Consider the following 703-nt stretch of genomic DNA (forward strand, 5'->3'; position numbering starts at 1 on the left):
CGAGCCGGTGCATGTGGCCATCGCTAGACGAGCCCGGATGCAGCCCGACGCGGTGGCCGTGCGGTGTGGAGACAAGACCCTGAGCTACGCGGAGCTGGATGCGGCGTCCCACCGGCTCGCTCTTTCCCTGTGTGAGGCCGGCGTGGGGCCGGAGACGGTGGCAGGCGTAGCGCTGGACCGGTCGCCGGAACTGCTGGTTCGTCTGCTTGCCGTCTTGAAGGCAGGCGCCGCCTACCTGCCGCTCGATCCAGAACTGCCGTCGCATCGCCTTGCCCATCTATTGAACGACGCAAAGGTTCGTCTCGTATTGACGTCCCGGGCGCTGGCAGACCGCATTCCCACCGATCTGCCCACGGTGTTCATGGAAGATGTCGGCGACGTCGACGGCGACCTTCCGAGCGTCCGCCCCCATCAACTCGCCTACCTGATCTACACCTCCGGCTCCACCGGTACCCCCAAGGGCGTCGCTGTCGAACACGGCCCTCTGGCCATGCACTGCCACGCGACTGCCGTGCAGTACGGCATGACCCCGGATGACCGTGAGCTGCACTTTCTCTCCTTCAACTTCGACGGCGCCCACGAGCGCTGGCTGGTGCCCCTGATCGCCGGCGCGCAAGTCGTGCTGCGTGACGACGAACTGTGGAGCGCCGAGCAGACGCTGGACGCCTTCCGCCAGCACGGTGTCACCAACGCGGGCTTCCCG

1 protein-coding gene is annotated in these 703 nt (G+C 66.9%); it reads left to right on the top strand.

Annotation, left to right across the window (positions count from 1 at the left end; all coding sequences use genetic code 11):
* Window positions 1-13 precede the first annotated feature (13 nt).
* Window positions 14-703: AMP-binding protein (locus LDO27_RS25520; RefSeq protein WP_290368867.1), on the top strand; the 690-nt coding region annotated here is incomplete at its 3' end.

Origin of the sequence: Cupriavidus respiraculi (assembly GCF_914271545.1) — a bacterium.
GTDB classification, from domain to species: domain Bacteria; phylum Pseudomonadota; class Gammaproteobacteria; order Burkholderiales; family Burkholderiaceae; genus Cupriavidus; species Cupriavidus respiraculi.